The organism is Winogradskyella haliclonae, from assembly GCF_014635865.1.
GTDB classification, from domain to species: domain Bacteria; phylum Bacteroidota; class Bacteroidia; order Flavobacteriales; family Flavobacteriaceae; genus Winogradskyella; species Winogradskyella haliclonae.
On record NZ_BMDQ01000001.1, the window covers coordinates 870,402 to 887,211 of the forward strand.

General features: G+C 34.3%; 19 protein-coding genes. 8 read left to right on the forward strand and 11 right to left on the reverse strand.

Annotated features, from left to right (window positions below; translation table 11 throughout):
- Nucleotides 1-12 precede the first annotated feature (12 nt).
- Nucleotides 13-486: a regulatory protein RecX gene (locus IEV10_RS03945; protein ID WP_188373390.1), complete on the forward strand. Its 474-nt coding sequence runs from the start codon at nucleotides 13-15 to the stop codon at nucleotides 484-486.
- Here IEV10_RS03945 and IEV10_RS03950 read toward each other — a convergent pair.
- The 4 genes from IEV10_RS03950 to IEV10_RS03965 form a co-directional block, all read right to left on the reverse strand.
- Entirely contained in the window at nucleotides 479-1,348 is an 870-nt protein-coding gene (locus tag IEV10_RS03950; RefSeq protein ID WP_188373391.1) for a cupin-like domain-containing protein, read from the reverse strand. The genes IEV10_RS03945 and IEV10_RS03950 overlap by 8 nt on opposite strands.
- Nucleotides 1,349-1,423: 75 nt before the next feature.
- The gene (gene bioB / locus IEV10_RS03955; protein WP_188373392.1) at nucleotides 1,424-2,518 is read right to left on the reverse strand and encodes a biotin synthase BioB; all 1,095 of its coding nucleotides are present in this window, start codon (nucleotides 2,516-2,518) and stop codon (nucleotides 1,424-1,426) included.
- Between the two features lie 30 nt (nucleotides 2,519-2,548).
- Nucleotides 2,549-3,022 (reverse strand): hypothetical protein, encoded by a 474-nt coding sequence (locus tag IEV10_RS03960; protein WP_188373393.1) that lies wholly within the window; start codon nucleotides 3,020-3,022, stop codon nucleotides 2,549-2,551.
- A gap of 14 nt (nucleotides 3,023-3,036) precedes the next feature.
- A complete protein-coding gene (locus tag IEV10_RS03965) occupies nucleotides 3,037-4,176 on the reverse strand; it encodes a beta-ketoacyl synthase N-terminal-like domain-containing protein (protein WP_188373394.1) in 1,140 nt (379 codons plus the stop codon).
- Nucleotides 4,177-4,304: 128 nt separating this feature from the next.
- Here IEV10_RS03965 and IEV10_RS03970 point away from each other — a divergent pair, with 128 nt between their 5' ends.
- Complete coding sequence (locus IEV10_RS03970) at nucleotides 4,305-4,733, forward strand: cytochrome c oxidase assembly factor Coa1 family protein (RefSeq protein WP_188373395.1); 429 nt, start codon at nucleotides 4,305-4,307, stop codon at nucleotides 4,731-4,733.
- Here the strand turns inward: IEV10_RS03970 and bioA are convergent.
- The 5 genes from bioA to IEV10_RS03995 are packed head-to-tail and all read right to left on the reverse strand — an operon-like array spanning nucleotide 4,719 to nucleotide 8,692.
- Complete coding sequence (gene bioA / locus IEV10_RS03975) at nucleotides 4,719-5,984, reverse strand: adenosylmethionine--8-amino-7-oxononanoate transaminase (protein ID WP_188373396.1); 1,266 nt, start codon at nucleotides 5,982-5,984, stop codon at nucleotides 4,719-4,721. The genes IEV10_RS03970 and bioA overlap by 15 nt on opposite strands.
- Nucleotides 5,981-6,589 (reverse strand): dethiobiotin synthase, encoded by a 609-nt coding sequence (bioD, locus tag IEV10_RS03980; protein WP_188373397.1) that lies wholly within the window; start codon nucleotides 6,587-6,589, stop codon nucleotides 5,981-5,983. The genes bioA and bioD overlap by 4 nt, the downstream gene beginning before the upstream one ends.
- Entirely contained in the window at nucleotides 6,586-7,032 is a 447-nt protein-coding gene (locus IEV10_RS03985; protein WP_308694049.1) for a putative signal transducing protein, read from the reverse strand. Before IEV10_RS03985 ends, bioD begins: the two co-directional genes overlap by 4 nt.
- Nucleotides 7,029-8,144 (reverse strand): aminotransferase class I/II-fold pyridoxal phosphate-dependent enzyme, encoded by a 1,116-nt coding sequence (locus tag IEV10_RS03990; protein ID WP_188373398.1) that lies wholly within the window; start codon nucleotides 8,142-8,144, stop codon nucleotides 7,029-7,031. The genes IEV10_RS03985 and IEV10_RS03990 overlap by 4 nt, the downstream gene beginning before the upstream one ends.
- On the reverse strand, nucleotides 8,144-8,692 hold the full coding sequence (locus IEV10_RS03995; RefSeq protein ID WP_188373399.1) for a hypothetical protein: 549 nt from the start codon (nucleotides 8,690-8,692) through the stop codon (nucleotides 8,144-8,146). The genes IEV10_RS03990 and IEV10_RS03995 overlap by 1 nt, the downstream gene beginning before the upstream one ends.
- Before the next feature lie 135 nt (nucleotides 8,693-8,827).
- Between IEV10_RS03995 and IEV10_RS04000 the strand changes: the two genes are divergently transcribed.
- The 6 genes from IEV10_RS04000 to IEV10_RS04025 all read left to right on the forward strand — a co-directional run bounded on the left by IEV10_RS04000 (nucleotide 8,828) and on the right by IEV10_RS04025 (nucleotide 14,769).
- The gene (locus IEV10_RS04000; RefSeq protein WP_188373400.1) at nucleotides 8,828-9,352 is read left to right on the forward strand and encodes a DUF2975 domain-containing protein; all 525 of its coding nucleotides are present in this window, start codon (nucleotides 8,828-8,830) and stop codon (nucleotides 9,350-9,352) included.
- Nucleotides 9,353-9,355: 3 nt separating this feature from the next.
- Nucleotides 9,356-9,868, forward strand: coding sequence for a DUF2975 domain-containing protein (locus IEV10_RS04005; RefSeq protein ID WP_188373401.1), 513 nt, complete (start codon nucleotides 9,356-9,358; stop codon nucleotides 9,866-9,868).
- A gap of 3 nt (nucleotides 9,869-9,871) precedes the next feature.
- Nucleotides 9,872-10,078 carry a helix-turn-helix domain-containing protein gene (locus IEV10_RS04010; protein WP_188373402.1) on the forward strand — a complete coding sequence of 69 codons (207 nt, stop codon included), beginning with the start codon at nucleotides 9,872-9,874 and terminating at the stop codon, nucleotides 10,076-10,078.
- Between the two features lie 95 nt (nucleotides 10,079-10,173).
- Nucleotides 10,174-12,996: a lectin-like domain-containing protein gene (locus IEV10_RS04015; RefSeq protein WP_188373403.1), complete on the forward strand. Its 2,823-nt coding sequence runs from the start codon at nucleotides 10,174-10,176 to the stop codon at nucleotides 12,994-12,996.
- A gap of 79 nt (nucleotides 12,997-13,075) precedes the next feature.
- Nucleotides 13,076-14,332, forward strand: coding sequence for a Y-family DNA polymerase (locus IEV10_RS04020; RefSeq protein ID WP_188373404.1), 1,257 nt, complete (start codon nucleotides 13,076-13,078; stop codon nucleotides 14,330-14,332).
- Nucleotides 14,329-14,769, forward strand: coding sequence for a LexA family protein (locus tag IEV10_RS04025; RefSeq protein ID WP_188373405.1), 441 nt, complete (start codon nucleotides 14,329-14,331; stop codon nucleotides 14,767-14,769). Before IEV10_RS04020 ends, IEV10_RS04025 begins: the two co-directional genes overlap by 4 nt.
- Nucleotides 14,770-14,824: 55 nt before the next feature.
- Here IEV10_RS04025 and IEV10_RS04030 read toward each other — a convergent pair whose 3' ends face one another.
- Nucleotides 14,825-15,100: a F0F1 ATP synthase subunit delta/epsilon gene (locus IEV10_RS04030; protein WP_188373406.1), complete on the reverse strand. Its 276-nt coding sequence runs from the start codon at nucleotides 15,098-15,100 to the stop codon at nucleotides 14,825-14,827.
- Nucleotides 15,101-15,173: 73 nt separating this feature from the next.
- On the reverse strand, nucleotides 15,174-16,682 hold the full coding sequence (gene atpD / locus IEV10_RS04035; RefSeq protein ID WP_188373407.1) for a F0F1 ATP synthase subunit beta: 1,509 nt from the start codon (nucleotides 16,680-16,682) through the stop codon (nucleotides 15,174-15,176).
- Nucleotides 16,683-16,810: the final 128 nt, after the last annotated feature.

The window sequence follows — 16,810 nt, forward strand, 5'->3', positions numbered from 1 at the left end:
TATTTTTGTGTCATGAACCTTCAAAAACCCTATTCTCTCGATGAAGCGCAGAAAATTCTGGAAAACTATTGTGCTTATCAGGAAAGATGTCACAAAGAAGTTACCGATAAACTGAGAAATATGAGGATGATACCAGAGGCAGTAGATACTATTGTGGTACATCTTATTGAAAACAATTATCTTAATGAAGAGCGGTTTGCAAAAGCTTTTGCAAGAGGTAAATTCCGAATTAAGAAATGGGGAAAGAATAGAATTATAAGAGAATTAAAATTTCGTCAAGTTTCAAAATATAGTATAGATTCTGCTTTAAAAGAAATTGATTCGGATGATTATTCCGAAACATTACATGAATTAACTCAAAAGCGAATAGCTCAGGTTAAGGAAAAGAACATCTATAAAAAGAAAAAGAAAGTTGCAGATTACTTACTTTACCGTGGATGGGAGTCTAACTTAGTTTACGAAAAAGTAAATGAATTGATTAAGTAATACTTTGAGCCTTATTGGTTCTTATAATTGCTTGTTCATTTTTCCAATCTATCCATTTTTGTCCTTTAATACGACGCATAATATTGTCAAAACTTCGCATAATAAAAACATTGTAAATAGCTTTACCTAAGTTTTTAGGATTACGAGCAATGGCACGTAAACTCATAGAAAAACCTGGAGTGATATAGCGCATATAATGCCAGTAGCCTTCGGGCATATACAAAACTTCTCCATGATTAAGATTACAAACCCAACCCTTAGCATTTTTAAGTGCTGGCCATTTTTTTAAATCAGGATTGGCAAAATTGATATCTTCACGCGTGATTAATGAATGAGGAATCTTGTACAAATGCTTATTCTGTTTTTGGTCGAATAAAATGCACTGTTTCTCACCTTCAAAATGAAAATGAAAAATATTGGCTAAATCAATATCATAATGCATAAAAGTATAGGAATCTCTTCCGCCAAAAAATAGCATTGGCAAGCCTTTCATGAGTCGCAAACCAAAATCTGGAAAACTAAAATCCTTTTGAAGTTGAGGTACTTCTTTTAATATATTCCAAAGGAAAATGCGGTATTTGGTAGGTTCACGCTTTAATAAATCTATATAGTCACTCATCTTCATTTTGGCGTGTGCTTCATTGAAACCGTCTTTATAATCTACAGGTCTGTCATCATAAAGTGGCACAGTGATATCCCCTGCAATTTCTTTCATGTAGTCTAGGTTCCATTTAGAATACGCAGGCCAATCTTCAATAAAACGCTCAATCACCACAGGTTTTTGAGGTTTAAAGTAGTTTTTAATGAAATCCTCTTTAGTAATCGTTTTTACACGAGGAATGTCTTGTAGATTTAATTCCAAGTTAGGTTCTAATTAGTAGTTCAAAGTTAATAAAACGTGACTAAAATTAAGAAATTGTAAAACGAACTTTAACGATTATTTTAATGCCTTTGCTTTTTGCTTAGCTTCTTCGTTACGCTCAATCTTGTGTTCAGGTCTTGACCACTTAGGTTTTTCACCTAAAGCTTCAAATTGAGAATCGGATGCTTCAACTGTCTGCGGTTGTACCTTTTTAGTAAATGGTTTCTGAGGGTTTAAGCCTAATAACTTAAACATCTCCATATCCTCATTAACATCAGGATTTGGTGTTGTCAGTAATTTATCTCCAGAAAAAATTGAATTTGCACCTGCAAAGAAGCACATTGCTTGACCTTCTCTACTCATTTGCGTACGACCAGCGCTTAAGCGCACTTGAGTTTCTGGTAAGACAATACGCGTTGTAGCAACCATACGGACCATATCCCAGATTGAAACTGGTTGCTGGTCTTCTAGTGGTGTGCCATCAACAGCAACTAATGCGTTAATTGGTGTAGATTCTGGTTGAGGGTCTAAAGTTGAAAGTGCTACAAGCATTCCTGCACGGTCTTCAGTTTTTTCACCCATACCAATAATTCCACCTGAACACACGGTTACATTGGTTTTACGAACGTTATCTATAGTTTCTAAACGGTCTTTAAAACCACGAGTAGAAATCACTTCTTTATAATATTCTTCTGAAGAGTCTAGGTTATGGTTATAGGCATACAAACCAGCTTCTGCCAAACGTTGTGCCTGGTTTTCTGTTACCATACCAAGTGTACAACACACTTCCATATCTAGTTTGTTAATCGTGCGTACCATTTCTAAGACTTGGTCAAATTCTGGTCCGTCTTTTACATTCCGCCAAGCAGCACCCATACAAACCCGAGAACTTCCTGAAGATTTTGCACGTAAAGCTTGTGCTTTTACTTGCTGAACAGACATTAAATCGTTGCCTTCGATATCTGTATGATAGCGTGCAGCTTGAGGGCAATAACCACAATCTTCTGGACAGCCTCCAGTTTTTATAGACAATAGTGTAGAAACTTGAACCGTATTTGGGTCATGATGTAAGCGGTGCACGGATGCAGCTTCGTATAACAAATCCATAAACGGTTTGTTGTATATCTCAAGGATTTCTTCTTTGGTCCAATTGTGTCTTACTGTACTCATAAATGTCAAGTATTTATAAAACAAAAATAGTTATATCCATTTAGATTCTCGCTCGGTAGCATCTAAAATATCAACATTTAATAAAGATGCTATTTCTTTAGCTTTTTTAAAAGCATCTTCAGTGTCATAAGTCCTGTAAGCTTCAATTCTTTTATTATTGTTATAGAACAGGTTTAGCTTAATAACCTCATTTGTAATAGTTGCTTCAGCAGATGTTTGCCTTAAGGTAGTGGTTTCATTTGTTTTAAAAACGGAAACGTATTCAATATCTGGAAGAGGCTCCCATTTTCCGATGTCAATTCCTAAAATGGATTTAATTTTTCTGTATTTATTTTTTTCAAAATCAAATTCGGAGCCATTTATTAGAAGCAGAAAAATACCCATACCTATTATAATAAATCCAGTAAAATCTGTAAATAGGGAAACACTGCCAACAATTAAAGCTAAGGGACCTAAAATAAGTTTCCAGATAGGAAGCTTTCTTTTAAAAGTGAATATAGACATATATTACATTTAGATTATTTTGAAAGTAAAACGGATACTGCGTTACCGCCAAAACCTACAGCGTTAATCATAATTTTTGAAATCTTTTTTGGAGACGATTGTTCCAAATACGGGATGTCAATAAAGGTTTGATGGTTAAGCATAAGTACGGCCATTTCTATACTTAGCAATCCCGAAGCGCCGAGACTGTGACCTACTTTCAATTTATTAGTAGTTAAAGCAGGAATTTTGTTACAAAAAATCGCTTTTATTGCATTGTGCTCAGCCAAATCACCTTTAATTGTTCCAGGAGTATGCGTGACAATGACATCAACGTCATCGGGGTTTGAGTCACCTAAAGCCATTGCCATTGAACGTTGAAAACAATCAGCATTTGTAGATAATGAAGCGTTATGTTCTAATAACTCAGTACCGTAGCCAATACCTTCAATTTGAGCTAGAGTTTTATTAGTCTTTCCGATTTCTAAACAAGCCATTGCAGCAGCTTCACTAAGAATCATGGTGTTTTTTGTTTTGCTAAAATCTAAAGCCTTACAGGGTCTATTGTCAGATTCTTTAGAATAGATTTTTAGTGCTTTCATTTGTGCAATAGTGAAAGGTGTTAATGGCGCTTCACTGCCACCAACTAAAAATTTATCGCACATACCAGAGTTTAACCAAGCTACTCCATTTAGCATAGCATGAAGTGCGGTAGAACATGTAATAGAATGCGAAATCTCAGGACCTTTGGTTTGTAAATCGTGAGCAACCCAAGATGAGATGTTTCCTAGAGTTGTTGTTGGAGAACTTAAGGTTTGTGCTTTTTTATGTTCTAAGAAATCTTCGAAATAGGTTTCAAATAAACCTGTGGCTCCTCGTGAAGACCCAATGTTTATTCCAAAATTATCTTTAGTATCCCAACCTGCAGATTTTATGGCTTGCCTTGCAGAATATATTCCGAATAAAACCGAATCATCAAGTTGCTTGTATTTAGAGTTAGAATGGCGAAGAGAGTCTATTTCATTTTTGGTATGTTCTTGTAATTGTGCGACCCAGTTGCCTTCTTTTTTAGAAAAAAAATGAGACTCTGATTGGTAGTTTTTCCAAATAGTTTCTGTGTCGAAACCTAAAGGAGAAATGGATGAAATAGCGGTTATAGAAATTGGTTGTTTCAATCAAAAAAATATTTGAAACAAAAGTAAGACTTATACCCAAGTCTAAAAATGAACATCTACAATTTATTATTTGACTGTAACATATTCTAGTTTTAGTTTACTTACATTAAGAAATCAATCGAAATATTATGGAGGAACAAATAAAAAAGAGCTGGTTTAGCAGGAATTGGGGCTGGGTACTTGGTGGTGGTTGTCTAACATTAATCATTGTTTTTGTAGTTTTTATTGGCAGTATAGTTTTTGGTGTTTCGAAAATGTTTACCTCATCAACACCATACAAATATGCTATTGAGCAAGCCTCTGCTAACGAAAAAGTGATTAGTATTCTTGGAGAACCTATCGAGAAAGATGGTATAATGAATGGTAATATTACTTTAAATGGGGATGATGGAGAAGCAGATTTTAAAATACCTATAAAGGGGCCAAAAGCAGAGGCAAGAATTGTGGTAGTGGCAATAAAAACTAACGGTGATTGGACCTATGAGAGACTATTTGTTCAAATAAAGGAAACACAAGAAGAAATTAATCTTTTGGAAAAAGATTTAGAGGGTATCTAAAGCAGTCTCAATTGTATGGTAAACTTTTTCTAATTCTGATTCTGAAATTATATACGGCGGCTGGATATAAATCGTATTGCCAAGAGGTCTTAGAAAAACGCCATTATCCATAAAAAACTTTAAAAGCTTATCTCGTAAATCACCATAGCGCGGTACATTGATGTCTAAATCTAAGGCAAAAATAACGCCGATATGTCTGGTTGATTTTACTTTTGGATGTTTAGAAATACGTTCGGAAAAATGCTGATGCATTTTTGATATACGACTTATACTGTGTTTAATTTCTTTAGAAGTTAGTAATTCTATAGTCGCTATGGCTGCGGAGCAAGCAATTGGATTTGCAGAATAGGTGTGGCAATGGAAAAAGCCTTTTACCATTTCGTTACTTAAAAACGCATCGTAAATATCTTGAGTACAAGACGTAATAGCCATAGGAACTAAACCTGCTGTTAAGGCTTTGCTTAAACATATAATATCAGGTTTAGTATCGATATAATCTGAAGCAAAATTTTTACCTGTTTTGCCAAAACCAGTCATTACTTCATCGGCGATAGTTAAGATATGCTTGTCTTTACAGAATTTTAGAATTTGATTTAGGCCTTCGGCATTATGAATTTTCATGCCAGCTGCACCTTGAACTAAAGGTTCGTAAATAAAACCAGCAATGCCAAAATCTTTGGCATATGTTTCGAGTTGTTTTAAAATGGATAGATGATTTGTTCCATCTGGTGTTGGAATCCGTTTGACATCAATTAAAAAATCTTCAAAAGGGCCATTGTACACGGACAAGCCTGAAACACTCATTGCTCCAAAAGTATCACCATGAAATCCGTTTTCGAAAGCTATGAATGTAGAGCGTTTTTCACCTTTATTGTAATAATACTGAAGCGCCATTTTGATGCCAGCTTCGACCGCAGTAGACCCATTATCATTAAAAAATATTTTTGCTTGGCCTTGAGGTAATATTTTAATGAGTTCTTCTGATAGCTTTACTGCTGGCTCATGTGTAAAATCACTGAACATAATCTGGTCTAGCTGACGCATTTGTTGTGACACTTTATCAACGATATAGTGGTTGCAATGCCCAAACATACAGGTGTACCAAGATGAAATAGCATCGATATATTCATTGCCATCTTCATCTGTTAATATACAACCTTTTGCTTTTACAATAGCCAAGCTTTCGGGATGAGTTTGGTGTTGTTTAAGCGGATGCCAAAGGTGTTTTTTATCGCGTTCTTTTAAAGTCATAAGTTCTTTCTAAACTTTTCAGCATATTCCCTAATTACAGTCTTATCAAAATAGGGTTCGTCTTCAATACGTCCAAGAACCTTTACGCCGGTCATTTTTTTGATAATGCTTTCGGTGGATTTGTATTCATCACCACTATAAATCAAACTCACATCAAATCCTTTTTCCTTTAATGTGTTTATGGTTAAAAGCGTATGATTGATACTACCTAAATAATGCCTAGAAACTACAATAACTTTATAATCTGGTTGGATAATATCTAAAATCGTGTCCGTATTATTTAGCGGCACCATCAACCCACCAGCACCTTCAATTACCAAATCATTGTTTGTTTTTGGTAGTTGAATTTCTTTTAGATTAATAGTCAAACCATCTAATTCAGCGGCACCATGAGGACTCATAGGTGTTTTTAAAGCATAACTATTAGGATGACATACAGATTTAGAGTTAGACACATAACGCTTTACCTTATGTGTGTCGCTATTATCTAAATCACCAGCCTGGATAGGTTTCCAGTAATCTGCCTCTAAGGCTTCAACTAAAATTGCAGAAGCAATGGTTTTGCCTACGTCTGTAGATATTCCTGTAACAAAATAAGTGTTCATATGCGCTTGCCTTTGAAGGGATACTCTTTTTTTACAGGAAACTCGCTTTTACAATCTTCACAAACATATTTATAACGCGTATGAAATGGCAATGTAAAAGTCAATATCCCAAATAAAAATGCTAGTAATGATTTAAAGCTATCAATTGAAGAAAACAGTTCTACATGATGTTGTTTACAGTTTGGGCATTCTATGGGTTGTCCGTTATTATCCAAGGAATATGCTTTTATAGATTTCAAAATCTTTCTAGCCTCAAGCTCATCTTCAGTGTATACTTTTAGTTTTACACCGCCAATTGCATTACTAACCAACGGATCAGTATCAATTGTTAAGTTGTCTGCTAAAAAGACTTTTATGCCATCAGCTTCTAATCGTCCTTTAGCAATTTGGGCTTCGGATGAATATTGGTATTTGGCTATAGTAACAAAAGTCTTTTCTATCATAAAGCAAAGGTAGCAAGTAACTCTAAGACTTGCGTTATGTCTTGCTCAGAATTATAGCTGTGTAGGCAAAAACGTAAACGTTCCTTACCCGAAGGTACAGTAGGTGATAGGATGGGTTTTACATCAAATCTTTTATTTTGAAGTTGATGAGCTATATTTTTGACAGATTCATTACCAGAAATTATACAACAATGAATAGCAGAATGACTAGCTACAAATTTGGATTGAAGTCTAAGTCGTTTTAATTCAGATTGAAAAAACTCAATATTACTTTGAAGTTTTTCCTGAGCTTCTGTATTAGTTTGCAACTCTTTATAAGACATTGTAATTGTCGCCACCGAATGTGGAGGTAAAGCAGTTGTATAAATCAATGCTCTAGAAAAATTGACTAAATAGTTTTTTAAATCTTGAGATCCTAAAATTGCAGCACCGTGACAACCTAAAGCTTTCCCAAAAGTAATAATACGGGCAAAAACAGGAATATTAACTAGCCCTTGATGAAACACACCAACTGCATGAGCCTCGTCTACAACTAAGTGCGCATCATGTTTTTTTGAGAGTTCTAAAAGGGCTTCCATATTTGGAGAATCACCATCCATCGAAAATACGGATTCTGTAACTATATATAGGTCACTTGAATCATGCTGAACGCGTTTCAGCATCATATTTAAATCCTCTAAATCATTGTGTTTAAATTTATAGGCTTTTGCATTACTCAGCTGAATGCCATCTCTAATAGAGGCATGACTGTATTCGTCATAGCATATAATATCGCCACGTTGTGGTACTGCTGAAAAGAATCCCAAATTAGCATCATACCCTGAATTATAAACTAATGCAGTTTCGGAATTATGGAAGTTACAAAGTGTATCTTCTAGTTTTTCATATAACTTATGATTTCCAGAAAGCAGTCTTGAACCTGTAGCACCATTTACATTAAAATTAGTTGAATCAAGAAAAGCTTTTGTATTCTCAAAAATGGATTTAGACTTTGAGAATCCTAGATAATCGTTAGATGAGAAATCTACCATATCGGATGGTATCCCCAACAGTCTAAAAGCATTATTAGCTTTACGTTCTTCTAATTTTTTATGTAGTTTTTTGGGTAGCATTAATCAGTATACTTGACTTCTTTTGTAAATCTATATTTTTCCTTATCCACCCATTTATAATTATTAGGTGTGGTAGAGTCTAATATATCAATTTCTAATTCTTCAGAGAGTAAAAACCCGACTTTAAAAGCGTCAACATAATTGTGTTCATCATATAATTTAATATGCTTATTTCTATCAAACCATAAGTTGACGTCAAATATATAATCTCCGTTTTTTAATGGTTGTCGAAATACGGAGATATATTCATAATTATTTATGGTTTTCCATTTTCCAAATTTCATAAATAAAACTTCAAATGTAGGTCTGAATCTAGAATTTTCAATATCAACATATATTCTTTTTATTGATGAGAATCCAACTGCAATCGATATAATGATTACAATTAAATATGAGTCATCAGCAATACGATTTATGTGTTCTAAATCCATTTTCCCATTATTTATGGATAAAAAAATTAATAGGATTGCAAGCGTATATATAAAGGCAGCAACTATAGTTTGCCATAATGATTTTTTGCTACCAGTGATAATTAGTTTTGAATTCATTAATCAAATATAATGATATACCATTGTTAAATGAGTTTGTCTTTTAACGAATAAAATTATTGTTTATCAATAATTTTTATATATTTGTTATCGTTAAACAATAATAAAATAAAAGCAAAACAAATTTTTAAACAGATGAAAGACAACACCATTATTTTAATAATCATTACTTGGGTAACTCTACTCACGTCAATTTCAGTATTACTCAACGATATATATGAGTTCAATTTTAATCAGTTTAAAGAGTTTCAAAACTGGGCAAAAGTTACGGAAAAGAATGAGACTTGGTTAACTTCAGAGAATACAATTCAATGGAGTTATTATATAATTAGTGCTGGTTTATTTTTTTGGAGGAGTTACCTTATTTATGGATTTTCTTATTTTTTATCTATTCTGAAAGAGATTGATAGGGGAAGTTACTTTAGCGATAATAATATTAGATATTTTAGAAGGATAGGAAATATCTTTATTCAATATACAATTAGTGTTCTAGTTTTAAGGTTTCTTATGGCAGCAATTGGGGATACTAAATTTGACTTCTTTAATGAACTTAAAGCTGAGTTTACATTTTTAATCCCTTCAGGATTAACATTTTTTATTTTAGCTGAAATCTTTAAAAGAGGAAAAGAAGTTGAAGAAGAGAATGACCTAACGATATAAATCATGAAAAATTACACGACGCCAATTCTCATATTGTTTCTTTTTTTGGTTATTGCTATAATTGGAAACATAACTATTTCTGCAATAGGACTTTTCTTTAATCATGATGTCTTTAATACAGGAGTGTATGCAAATGGTTACGAGGCATCGCTTAATATTAAGCTTATTTTTATGGCAAAAGCTTTTGCACTACTAATGTTTATTTATAGTGTTTATATTCTAATTAGAAATCTAAAATTCTTAGTGAGACGCGATTTTTTTAATAATAAACTTGTTCAATGTTTTTCAAAATCAGGAAAACTCTTCTTTTTTTCTGGTATTGTTGGTTTTTTGGCATCAATATGTGGCATACTTAATATAGCAATTATTAAAGATTTTGGTAGTCAAGCTTACTTGAATATAGATTCTAAAAGTCTTTATATCATGCTAATGATTTTAGGATTTTTTCTTTTGTTGTTCTCTAAAGTTTTAGATAAAGGCAATGAAATTCAACAAGAAAACGACTTAACTATCTAAACGATGTCTATAAAAGTAAATTTAGATATAGTGCTTGTGGAGCGTAATATGAAAAGCAAAGAACTTGCAGAGATTATTGGCATAACCACCGCCAATCTTTCTATCCTAAAATCAGGGAAAGCAAAAGCGATTCGGTTTTCTACTTTAGAGGCTATTTGCAAAGCTCTAGATTGTCAACCAAGTGATATTTTAGAGTATATAGAAGATTAGTTTCCTTTTTTAACTATACAAAAACTATACAACACGTTAATTCTATTGTAGATAGATCTATAGTTTAATATCTTCATAAAACTAAATTAAAATGATTGAAAAAGATAAAATATTTAATCTTAGTAATACTTACTATTTCTTTCTCAATAGGCTATGCGCAACTCAATGCAGCAGTAGTTGGCAATGCCATTGATCAAGGTGGTAATTGCTATATTATTACCCAAGATTTACTAAATCAGGCTGGAGGTGTTTGGTATGACAATGCCATAGATTTTGATAATGATTTCACTATTAATTATCAAAATAATTTTGGAAGTAAAGATGGTACGGGAGCTGATGGGATGGCCTTGGTGTTTAAAAGGGATCCAACGCCCCAATTAGGAAATGCTGGTGGAGGTATGGGTTATCAAGGAATTTCTGAATCATTAATTATAGAATTTGACACCTATCAGAATAATATTCCCTCTGAGGGTTTGTTAGATGATCCGTTTTTTGACCATATTGCTATAATGCGTAATGGCAATCCATTTCATAATAGTGCCGATAATTTGGCCGGTCCTGTGCAAGCGAGTAATGGATCTATTAATATTGAAGATGGACTCACTCATGAAATAAAAATTGAGTGGATTGCTTCTACAACTACGCTTAACGTCTATTTTGATTGTGTGCTCAGGTTGAGTATAAATCAAAATGTTAAAAACACTATTTTTTCTGGTGATGATACTGTATTCTTTGGTTTTGTTGGCTCAACAGGAGGTTTATCCAACTTGCATCAAGTATGTTTTAATAGTATTTCATTTGTAGATAATTTGCAGCTTCAAGATGAAACCATTTGTGAAAATGATGATGTCCAAGTAGATGCTACTATTCCAAGTGGTGTTACCTATTCTTGGTCACCAACAAACGGCGTAAGTAATCCTAATATTGCAAATCCATTATTTTCTCCAAATAGTACTACAACATATACTGTCACAATTGGTGATGTTTGTGGTGATACAACTGTAGATGACTTTATATTAACAGTTTTGCCGGTTGAGACACCTACTTTTAATGTTGTTTCTCAAATTTGTGAAGGCGGCTCATTAACCTCTTTACCAACAACATCTCTTGAGGGTATAACGGGAACATGGTCGCCAGCCTTAAATAATACACAAACGACTACCTATACATTTACTCCAGATGATAGCTGTTCCAATTCCATTACTACAGACATTGTTGTCATTCCACTTACAGTACCTACATTTAATGCTGTAACTCCCATTTGTCAGGGCGAAACATTGGCGACATTACCAACGACTTCTAATAACGGCATCATAGGAACATGGTCACCAGCGCTTAATAATATGGCAACAACAGTCTATACGTTTATGCCAGACACTGGGCAAGGTTGTGTGGATACTGCCACACTGCAAATTGATGTTATAGCGCCAATTACTCCCAGTTTTGATACTGTGACTCCTATTTGCGAAGGAGACACTTTAGCAGCATTGCCGACGATTTCTAACGATGGCATTACCGGCACATGGTCTCCGGCTTTAGATAATATGACTACAACCACGTATACATTTACACCAAATGTAGGCGAATGTGCAATACCTACTACACTAGACATTATAGTTAATGCGCCAATATTACCAATTTTCAATGCAGTTGATTCTATTTGTGAAGGAGACACTTTAGCACCACTACCAACAACATCTACTAACGGAATTACCGGCACTTGGTCTCCGGCTTTAGATAATACGACTACAACCACATATACGTTTACACCAAATGCAGGCGAATGTGCCATTACCACCACACTAGATATTGTAGTGGATATACCTATATTACCAATTTTTGATGCCATCAACCCTGTTTGTGAAGGCGAAACATTAGCACCATTGCCAACAACTTCCAATAATGGAATTGCCGGGACGTGGTCACCAAGTCTAAACAACACAGCTACCACGACTTATACATTTACGCCAAATGCAGGTGAATGTGCTAGTAATACAGATTTGACAATTACGGTTATTCCTAATAGTATTCCAGAATTTGACGTCGTTAATCCTATTTGCCCAGGAGAGGTTTTACAAGATTTACCTTTGGTTTCAAATAATGGGATTACTGGCGCATGGTCACCAGCACTAGATAATCAAAATACCACAGAGTATACCTTTACTCCAGATTCCGGTCAAGGTTGTGTAGCTAGTAGCTCGTTAGTGATTGAAGTGCTTCAGCCTACAATACCATCTTTCAGTTTACCAGATTTTATATGTCAAGGCGATACAGATTTGATTTTGCCTAATGTCTCTAACGAAGGGATTACAGGAAACTGGTCAGAGCCAATAAATAATCAGACTACGACAATTTATGTTTTTACACCAGATCCTAACCAATGTGCTTCGATGGTTGAGAAAGAAATAGAGGTTTTGCCAGTAAATGAATTGGAGCTTTCTGTTGAATTGATTTCAGAACCATTTAGCGACAATCAAATTGTAGTTGCTACCGCAACTGGTGGAGATGGTATGTATGAGTATCAATTAGACAATGGTATTTGGACGACTCAAAATACATTTTCTAATATTAGAGGTTGTGATGAACATGTCATTAGAGCACGTCAAATCAATAATTGTAGCATAGATGCTATAGAAATATTCCGTGTGTTAGACTATCCAAAGTTTTTTACACCTAACGGAGATGGTTTTAATGACTTATGGAATATCGAATGTCTAAGTAATCAAGTAGCAGCTCGAATATATATATTCGATAGATTTGGTAAATTATTAAAAACCATAAGCCCGAGAGGAATGGGTTGGAATGGGACTTACAATGGTGCACTAATGCCTACCAGTGATTATTGGTTTAGAGTAGATTATTTAGGAAATGATGGAAGTTTAAGAACATTCACTTCACATTTTACATTGAAACGCTAAAACATTTAGACTGATTTTAGTCTAGTGTTAAGCCAATTCTAAGCTTAAAAAATGGAATAGACTTTTTATCTTTACATCTATGTATGCTTTAGTAGACTGCAATAACTTTTATACTTCTTGTGAGCGAGTTTTTAATCCAAACCTCGAAGGGAAACCAGTTGCTATTCTTAGTAATAATGATGGCTGTGTTATTTCTATGAGTGATGAAGCCAAAGCAATAAACTTACCATTTGGAGCACCAATATTTAAGTGGGAAGGCTTTTGTAAATTAAACGAGATAGAAATATTATCTTCAAATTATCCTTTGTATGGCGATATGAGTAGTCGTGTAATGAAAATACTTGAACAGTTTACGCCAGATGTTGAAGTTTATAGTATAGATGAGGCTTTTCTTCAATTCAAAGGTTTTGGAAACTATGATTTTGAAGATTATGGCATGCAAATAAGACAGCGCATATTAAAATGGACTGGCATTCCCACTTGTGTAGGGATAGCTCCAACAAAGGCATTGAGTAAAGTTGCTAATAAGATTGCTAGAAAATTTCCTGAAAAAACAAAAGGGAGCTATGTTATAGATTCTGAAGAAAGTCGGATTAAAGCCTTAAAATGGATAAAATTAGAAGATGTTTGGGGAATAGGTCGAGGCATACAAAAACGATTAAAAGCTAAAGGTTGTAAAACAGCATATGATTTTACGCAACTTAATGATGAATGGGTCCGTAAGATATTTTCTATAACGGAATGGAAACTAAAAAAAGATTTAGAAGGCATTTCTAAAATAAAGTTAGAAGAACCTACTCGTAAGCGAGCTATTGCTACAACCAGAAGCTTTGATTACACTTACGATGATATTAATTATATTAAAGAACGCGTTTCTACTTTTGCTACAAGTTGTGCAGAAAAATTACGTAAACAGGGTTCTAGTTGCCATATGATTATTGTAACTTTAAGCAGTAATAGGCATAAGAAAGAAGAAGAGCAGCATCGTGCAAGTACAATAGTGAGTTTTCCGTATCCTACAGATTCTTCATTATTAATTAGTAGCGAAGCTGTTAATGCGATAGAATCGATTTACAAACCTGGCATTAAATATAAAAGAGCAGGAGTTATTGTTACAGGTTTAGTGCCTACAGATAACTATCAATTAGATATGTTTAGTAAAGAAGACCCTAAGCATAAACCTTTAATGTCTGCAATAGATACGATTAATAGAAAGTATAAAGGCGACAAGATTAAAATAGGGAATCAAGATTTAGAACGTACTTGGAAAATGCGTCAAGAACGACTCTCTCCAAGATATACAACAAATATTAATGATATTATTACTGTAAAATGATAGTACAACAAGCCGATAACTTAACATTTTTTATTCCAGAATCTATAGAAGGAGCTGGAGCTAATTTTTTTGATACAGGGATTTCAGCAGGTTTTCCTTCGCCAGCGGATGATTTTAAGGAACGGCGTTTATCTTTAGATGATGAGTTAGTAAAAAATAAAGAAGCTACTTTTTATGCACGCGTTAGCGGACAGTCTATGATTGGTGCAGGTTTAGATGATAATGATTTATTAGTTATAGACAGAAGTCTTGAACCAGAAAATAATAAGATAGCTGTTTGTTTTTTGGATGGCGAGTTTACAGTAAAACGCTTAAAGGTCTCTAAAGATGGAGTTTGGCTTCAACCAGAAAATCCGGATTACCCCATTATAAAAATAACGGAAGATAACAATTTTTTGATTTGGGGAATTGTTACTAATGTGATTAAGAGATTATAACAAAAAACGCGAAGCATTAGCTTCGCGTTTTTTGTTATGTAATAACTAGATTAAATTAATCCGCTAAAATAATTAGCTTATTGTCTTTCATTTCTATAGTACCAGAATTGATAGCTAGTAGTGTTTTCCCATCTTGTTTTGAAAACTTTTCAGCAACTTCCTCTTCAAGAGTGACATCTCCATTAATAGTTACATTTCCTGATTTAAGGATAGATACAATAGGAGCGTGATTTGTTAACATTTCAAACTCTCCATTAACACCTGGTACAGCAACGCTTGTTACTTCTCCACTAAATAATGTAGCTTCTGGTGATACAATTTCTAAATACATAGTTTGTGTGCTTTAGGCTTTAGGCTTTAAGACTATAAAGCATGTTGCTTATAGCTTAAAGCTTATAGCAGTTTTACGCTTCAGCTAACATTTTCTCTCCAGCTTCAATAGCCTCTTCAATAGAACCTTTAAGGTTAAAAGCAGCTTCTGGCAAGTGGTCTAATTCACCATCCATAATCATGTTAAAACCTTTGATAGTTTCTTTAATATCTACTAAGACACCTGGTATACCTGTAAATTGCTCAGCTACGTGGAAAGGTTGTGATAAGAAACGTTGTACACGTCTTGCTCTACCCACAGCCATTTTATCTTCTTCAGATAATTCTTCCATACCAAGGATAGCAATAATGTCTTGTAACTCTTTATAACGTTGTAATAACTCTTTTACACGTTGTGCACAATCGTAATGCTCATCCCCTAAGATATCAGCTGTTAAAATACGAGATGTAGAATCTAATGGATCTACCGCAGGATATATACCTAACTCAGCAATCTTACGAGATAATACTGTTGTTGCATCTAAGTGAGCAAACGTTGTTGCTGGTGCAGGATCCGTTAAATCATCAGCAGGTACGTAAACCGCTTGTACAGATGTAATAGAACCTTTTTTTGTTGAAGTAATACGCTCTTGCATCGCACCCATCTCTGTTGCTAATGTTGGTTGGTAACCTACGGCTGATGGCATACGGCCAAGTAATGCCGATACTTCAGAACCAGCTTGTGTAAAACGGAATATGTTATCTACGAAGAAAAGTACATCTTTTCCTTGTCCGTCTCCAGCACCATCACGGAAATATTCAGCAATAGTTAAACCGGATAAGGCAACACGTGCACGTGCTCCAGGAGGCTCATTCATCTGACCAAATACGAAAGTTGCTTTAGAATCTTTCATAGCAGCTTTGTCTACTTTTTGAAGATCCCATCCGCCTTCTTCCATAGAGTGCATAAAGTCATCACCATATTTGATAATTCCAGACTCTAACATCTCACGAAGTAAATCGTTTCCTTCACGTGTTCTTTCACCTACTCCTGCGAATACAGAAAGTCCGCCGTGTCCTTTTGCAATATTGTTAATCAACTCTTGGATTAATACTGTTTTACCTACACCAGCACCACCAAATAACCCAATCTTACCACCTTTTGCGTAAGGCTCAATAAGATCAATTACTTTAATCCCTGTAAATAAAACTTCAGTTGAGGTAGATAATTCTTCAAATTTTGGCGCACTTCTGTGAATAGGAAGTCCGTCTTTATCAGCTTTAGGTAAATCACCTAATCCATCAATAGCATCACCAATTACATTAAAAAGACGTCCGTAAACATCTTCTCCAATTGGCATTTGGATTGGAGCACCAGTTGCATGAACTTCTGTCCCTCTACTTAAACCATCAGAAGAATCCATAGCAATTGTTCGTACAGTATCTTCACCAATGTGAGATTGTACTTCTAATACTAATTTTGAACCATCTTGGTTGTTAATTTCTAATGAATCATAAATCTTTGGAAGCTCTGAACCAGCAGCGAATTCTACATCGATAACTGGACCTACGATTTGTGCAACTTTACCTGTAACTTTTGACATTACTTATATGTTTTTGTTTTGCAATAATTTAAATATGAAAAACAGCTCGTTTTTCGCGCTGCAAAGATATAGTTTTATTTAAAAAACAAAGACTTTTTTACGAAGCTTTTTTAGATAAAAAAAGCGCG